The organism is Psychrobacter sp., assembly GCF_030457785.1.
Taxonomy (GTDB): Bacteria; Pseudomonadota; Gammaproteobacteria; order Pseudomonadales; family Moraxellaceae; genus Psychrobacter.
Genome location: NZ_JAKDUI010000180.1, coordinates 1 through 5602, shown reverse-complemented (window position 1 = coordinate 5602; position 5602 = coordinate 1). Strand labels below are relative to the sequence as shown.

At 46.3% G+C, this 5602-nt stretch carries 6 protein-coding genes; 1 reads left to right on the top strand and 5 read right to left on the bottom strand.

Annotation, left to right across the window (positions count from 1 at the left end; all coding sequences use genetic code 11):
- Positions 1–264: 264 nt before the first annotated feature.
- Positions 265–879, bottom strand: a complete 615-nt coding sequence (locus L0J61_RS08785) for a YceI family protein (RefSeq protein WP_301466070.1) — start codon at positions 877–879, stop codon at positions 265–267.
- A 493-nt stretch (positions 880–1372) separates the two neighbouring features.
- Between L0J61_RS08785 and L0J61_RS08780 the strand changes: the two genes are divergently transcribed.
- The gene (locus tag L0J61_RS08780) at positions 1373–1642 is read left to right on the top strand and encodes a type B 50S ribosomal protein L31 (protein ID WP_301466069.1); all 270 of its coding nucleotides are present in this window, start codon (positions 1373–1375) and stop codon (positions 1640–1642) included.
- A gap of 151 nt (positions 1643–1793) precedes the next feature.
- On the opposite strand, the gene L0J61_RS08775 is transcribed toward L0J61_RS08780, so the two are convergent.
- The 4 genes from L0J61_RS08775 to L0J61_RS08760 form a co-directional block, all read right to left on the bottom strand.
- Positions 1794–2636, bottom strand: coding sequence for an SGNH/GDSL hydrolase family protein (locus L0J61_RS08775; protein WP_301466068.1), 843 nt, complete (start codon positions 2634–2636; stop codon positions 1794–1796).
- Positions 2630–3364: a hypothetical protein gene (locus tag L0J61_RS08770; protein WP_301466067.1), complete on the bottom strand. Its 735-nt coding sequence runs from the start codon at positions 3362–3364 to the stop codon at positions 2630–2632. Before L0J61_RS08770 ends, L0J61_RS08775 begins: the two co-directional genes overlap by 7 nt.
- The gene (locus L0J61_RS08765) at positions 3322–4017 is read right to left on the bottom strand and encodes a nicotinamide phosphoribosyltransferase domain-containing protein (RefSeq protein WP_301466066.1); all 696 of its coding nucleotides are present in this window, start codon (positions 4015–4017) and stop codon (positions 3322–3324) included. Before L0J61_RS08765 ends, L0J61_RS08770 begins: the two co-directional genes overlap by 43 nt.
- Positions 4018–4159: 142 nt before the next feature.
- A complete protein-coding gene (locus L0J61_RS08760) occupies positions 4160–5206 on the bottom strand; it encodes a bifunctional nicotinamide-nucleotide adenylyltransferase/Nudix hydroxylase (protein WP_301466065.1) in 1047 nt (348 codons plus the stop codon).
- Positions 5207–5602: the final 396 nt, after the last annotated feature.

Here is a 5602-nt window from a genome sequence, read left to right as displayed (position 1 = left end):
GATATATAAAGCGACAACAAAGTAACAATAAAGCATGTTATTGCTTTAGAGATGGTATGAATATTGGAAAGGGTTGAGAATGGGCCAAACGATGTGTCTGTAAGTCATATAAAGAGTTGGTTGATGTGCAAAAAATGCGTCTAGAAAGTGTGGTCACACAGTATAGGTGACCTGAATACGCTTGGTAACCAGCAGCCATGTCAGTGGCTGCTGGTTTCTTTGGGCAGAAAAGTAGCAGGTTGGACGGATTTGACGTCTAGATTATTACTCGGTTTCTGTCTCTGCTGCTTCTACCAACTCACCATCGATTTGAATCGGTACGTCCGTGGTGATGCCGTCAGCAAAAGTGGTCATACCATAAGCAGTACGATCGATCACAGCAGAGGCTCGGAAGCCAACGACAGGCTCTCCGGTCAGCGGACTGTTGGCAATTTTATTGAGGGTCACATTTAGTGTCAGCGGTTTGGTTTGACCAAGCATCGTAAAGTCACCAGTCACTGTCGCTTGCTGTGGGTTTAAAAAATTCACTTGAGTGGATTCAAATGTCATGGTCGGGTGATTCGCAACGTCGAAGAAATCCTCGTTTCTTAGATGTTCGTCACGTGCATCCCAGTTGGTATCGATACTATCGGTTGCGACAGTAAAGCTCATACTGGTATCGCTTGGTGCATTGATATCATAATTTACGACACCATCAACATCATTAAAATGACCCATGGTGGTTGAAAATCCTAGGTGGTCAACAGAAAATCCAACACGAGTGTGAGAGTCGTCTAATTGCCATTGGCTCGGTAACTGGGCACTTGCCAAGGTCGTAACGGCCAGTGCTGAACTGACAACCAACGCTTTGGTGCTTTTTTTGATGATTGTATTTACCATTGAGTTATCCTTATTGAGTGTTTGTGGATGTCGGTTTCGTTGCGCTCGGTGGTGTATTGGCCATCAAAAAATCAGACCATGAATCAAACGCAAACGTCTTAAGCGAAAAATTCTGTGAAAAAGGACAAGCGCTTATTGTTAAGTAAAGATATAAAATATATTGGTATTGATTATCTAGATGCGCCTAATATTATGCTAATCCTGCGTGCTCTTTTCAACAGAAGTGTCCTGTTAGTGACAAATCATCACATATATCTTGCCTAACTGATGCTTGCATCAAGCGTTGAAAACCGTTAAAATCGCGGTTTGATTTTTCCCGCTGGGGAAAGGCTAAGTGAGCAGAAGTATGGTGTTGCATGCTGGAATAAGCCAGTGATGCAGTTGCCATTTTCATAAATGTCCTTAGTGCCTCAGTTACGTATGCATCACTTGTTCGATACCTCTTATAGAGGTGTTGGTTAAAAGTACATACATCGGACCTAGAGAGTTTATTATGCGTAAAGATATTCATCCTGATTACCAAGAAGTTTTGTTCCATGACACCAACGCTGACGTGTTTTTCCTAACTCGTTCAACGGCTAAGACCAAAGCCACTCGTGAATACGAAGGTAAAGAATACCCATACTACCCACTTGATATCTCAAGTGCGTCGCATCCATTCTATACTGGCGAGCAACGTAAAACCTCTACAGAAGGTCGTGTTGCAAGCTTCAACAAGCGCTTTGGTGCATTTGGTGGACGTAGTAAGAAAGCTGCTGAGTAATTTCGCTGATTGCGTCAAATTGCTTACGCTAAGTAATATAAAAACCGCTGATCATTCAGCGGTTTTTTTTGTTCCAATTTCGGGTTGAAGTCATGTTTAGAGCGTATTCTCAACCCGAAAGATATGCGATAGACATCGTTGAAAAGACTTTTTAGTCTTTAGCGTCGGTCGTATGTGGATTTAGCAACTGTGCAATCAGTTCCGCCATTTTCTCTGCCCAATATCCATACATTAGACTGCTGGGATGAAAACCATCACTGGCAAACATCACCGAAATATCGATGGGCTCATCATTGCTATGCTCATCTATCATCCGTGTGAAGTCAGTGGCCATATAAGTAACATTGTCATTGTCGACACATAGTTTTTTCAACACATTATCGAGTACTAAAGCTTTAGCACCCACGAAACTGTTAAGTGGCGTCGGTATCGCAGGCATCTGTGCCATGGGCGGCAGACTAGTAAAGATCAGTTGTTGCACGCCGAACTTACGTTGCGCAATCGTAATGATATCGATAATCTGTTGTTTCCATTTACCTACCGAAACGTTGGCAGTAGTGTCATTGACGCCGACACTGAGCACCATGATATCGACTGGCTGATTTGGGCTGGGTAAGACATATAGCCTGCGCAAGATATCAAAACTGGTGTGGCCGGTTGTCGCCTGTAGTGACCAAGTCAGCGTATCAAATTGATTATGAATCACTGCTTGCTGTTGTAAAGCAGGCATGAGCTTGCCAACCAATGCTTCTTGCTGCGTTTGACTGCCGACACCAGCGGCGGCTGAATCGCCAACAATCATGACATTGAGTGTCTTTTCGACAGGGTTATTGGTGGTATTAATCGGCGGGCTTAACTGTATGCGACCGTACCTATCTCCAGTTGGTTCGGGGAGACGGATGGTATCACGGCGGATTTTTCGACCTTGATAAAAATATACAGGGGCGAGCAGCACGTTTTTGGCAACAGACGCTACTTTCTGAGAGTTCACCATCCTGCACGCTCTCTAATGCTGGTTAGGCTGTCATCGACTAATAGCTTACCATTTAGGTATACATCTCGCAGCAGGTCGTCTGTCTCAGTGGATAAAGCGTCGGCCTTGATGGTTTTGATCTGTCCATTAGTGTCTTGAATCAATGCCAAGCGACCTTTCTTTGAGCGCTTAGAGCGGCTGGTGACTGGGTCTTTATAAATATCTTTCCATGTACCGTCGATAGAGATGGCGCTGGCTTTCATTGCCCAGCTCATGGTGTCACGATTGACTTGCTGCAATAGCCCACCGCCCATACCGAAGGTCACGTTGTCCGCGCTAAATCCTGCCTTTAATATGACGTCAATGATTTTACGCAAGCTTTGCGGACTGATGCCATCGCCTTGAATGATGCGTACGTAGTCTGGCAGTACTTTGTAGCCTTTGCTATTGACCGTCGTACCAAACTTCACCGCCAAGCGTTCTAACGCCTCGCGGACTACTTTGGCAGGCTCACCGCTGTCTGGTCTAATGACTAAGGTACCGCCCATATTTTTCACATCGTCTGTCAAGCTGCCACCCCAGATGTTATCGATAGCGTTCCATAAGTCATAGCTGTCAGAGACGACTGAAAAGCTTTTCCCTTCGCCACCGAACTGTTCAATCATGTTGGCAAAGGCGGCTGTTTCTCCATCACGACCCCAAGCCGTCATCGTGCTGTGTTCAGCGGCGGGGATAGAAAATGCGGGCATGTCTTTATCCATTTGGTACCAGCGACTAACGCAGTCATTGAGTCTGTACCCGCGAAATTGACCAAATGGGCTAGGCTGCCGAGCGCGACGGACTCTTGGCTAGAAGCACCACGCGAGCCAAAATCATGCAACCGAAAGATCAGTGACTCGGTGTTGTCCGCTGACGTTTCTAGCGCCTGACGAATGATGCCTTTGCAGTAGTGTGAGACGCTAGCGACGGTTGATGGATACCAAATCGCACGTAACAATGCGGTTTCGATATAGCTAGGCAGCCAGTAAAACTCAGGATCAGTATTGATAACCTGACAAACGACGTTAGAGACTGGCACGACGCTGCCTTCTGGCACAGCCTGAATACGTAGTGGTAAGTAGCCGTCATGCTTATCGACCAAGCGCTCCCAGCCTTTACGGTTGAAGGTCAAGCCGTGTGCTTGAATGACCATTTCGGCTTCATCAATATCTTGATAAGTGATGGGCGTGCTCAGATATTCTTTAATAAAGGCCTGTAAGCCAAAAAACAGCACATCGTAGTCGCCTTTACGCGCCTCAATGTAGCTCGACAGGTACTCGCTGCCGCTCGGGTATTGTACCCAGTGCGAGGTTTTATAGCTGTCGCTATTTAAAATTAAATTGCTGAGATTACTGGTGTACATCAGAACTCCTCTGAGTTGAGGTGCCGCAGCTGCTTTAGTAAAAGAGCAGTGGCGGCGGTGAGTGGTTACCGTCGATCGGTACAGGCGTAAACACGACAAGTGGAGCGGTTAAAACGAAACATAGCATCAACTGTTTGAATCACTATAAGCCAACCATCTTGGTGATAATCGCATAGTGATCTTCAAACATCATCTTGGCATCCAGTTCGGCAAGTGGTAACCAAAATGCTTTGGCTGCATCGTCACCACCTTGTACTTCTGGTAAGCCATTTGGGTCGTTTTTTAGCTGAAAGTAAAAGGCTTGGGTGATGGTACGACCACGCGCTGAGCGGTAAGGATCATCAAAGGTGTGCTGACTGTGACAAGAGCCGCGCAATACTGGCTCGGGGACTTGTAGCTGCGTCTCCTCACGTAGCTCACGGACACAAGCGCCGAAGAGCGTCTCCTTTGGATCTAAAAATCCACCAGGTAGTGCCCACAAACCACGTCCAGGCAAGTTCAGACGCTCCACCAACAGGATGTGCCCTGACTGTATGACTAACGCATCAGCGGTCATAAAAGTAGGTGGATAGGGGGCTGACTCCCACTGTCTTTTATACTTGTCAATGAAGTCGGCTTCTTCGTGCAGTTGTTGATAATCGTCGGTTTTTTTGAATGCATCTAACACCTTACGAGTCGATTCAGGAGTACGCTCTGGCGTCGGTGTAGCACCCATCAGATAGCTATCACGGATAGGCGTGGCTGATAAGCTTTGATAATTGGGTACGGAGACGGAGTCCCAGTTGGGGAATAGCGATAAATAATAAGATGAGCTGTCTTTGGAGTGACCAATCAAGCCAATATTACTTTGTAAATCACCCGTGACGGACTTGACGCCTGCTTGCACATATTGGAGCCAGCGCGTGTCGTTATACAGAGCATCATCGAGCCCAACGCAGTGAATACGTGCTGCTTCTGCTGTTGGGTATGCATCCTTAATCATATCGGCACGCTGCTCGACGCTAAAGGGATTGCGTAAGCTGCGTGGTAGATTGGCAGAGCCGATCAGCATAATCACTTCATCTGAGCGCTTTAACGCTTCATCAATGACGGCTTTATGTCCACGGTGAAACGGCTGAAAACGCCCGATAAAAACCAAGTAACGATAGTGTTTGTTTTTATCTGAATGCTGCTCTGATGATTCATTCATATCCGCCATTTCCCTACTGCTGATGTTCTATTGGTTAAAGTTCATGAATACTTAAAATAATGCCATTAATACTGCCACAGCCTAAGACTGGCTGACAAGTATAAAGATGTTTAGAGCGATATCATTTTAGCTTAGACTTTTCGGGCGCGTTGAAGGGTGTGTGGAACATTCAACCATGGTACTGACAGAGACGTGGTACTTAGTTGGCATGCTTTTCAATCCAAGCCGCCACTGTCGGCCAAATCTCTGTAGCCGCATGACGACTGACCATGATACGACTGTGGGTATAATCGTCCACGTCTCCATTGCTGAGCGAATATTCTCGAAAGACATTGGCAGGGTTAGGACTTACGCAACAATCAGTCTAGGCGAGCGTAACTGCTCGCAGAGATAGTC

Coding starts and splice junctions, on each gene's coding strand:
- L0J61_RS08765 (WP_301466066.1), bottom strand. CDS start 4,017: ATGTACACCAGTAATCTCAGCAATTTAATTTTAAATAGCGACAGCTAT.
- L0J61_RS08785 (WP_301466070.1), bottom strand. CDS start 879: ATGGTAAATACAATCATCAAAAAAAGCACCAAAGCGTTGGTTGTCAGT.
- L0J61_RS08775 (WP_301466068.1), bottom strand. CDS start 2,636: ATGGTGAACTCTCAGAAAGTAGCGTCTGTTGCCAAAAACGTGCTGCTC.
- L0J61_RS08770 (WP_301466067.1), bottom strand. CDS start 3,364: ATGCCCGCATTTTCTATCCCCGCCGCTGAACACAGCACGATGACGGCT.
- L0J61_RS08760 (WP_301466065.1), bottom strand. CDS start 5,206: ATGAATGAATCATCAGAGCAGCATTCAGATAAAAACAAACACTATCGT.
- L0J61_RS08780 (WP_301466069.1), top strand. CDS start 1,373: ATGCGTAAAGATATTCATCCTGATTACCAAGAAGTTTTGTTCCATGAC.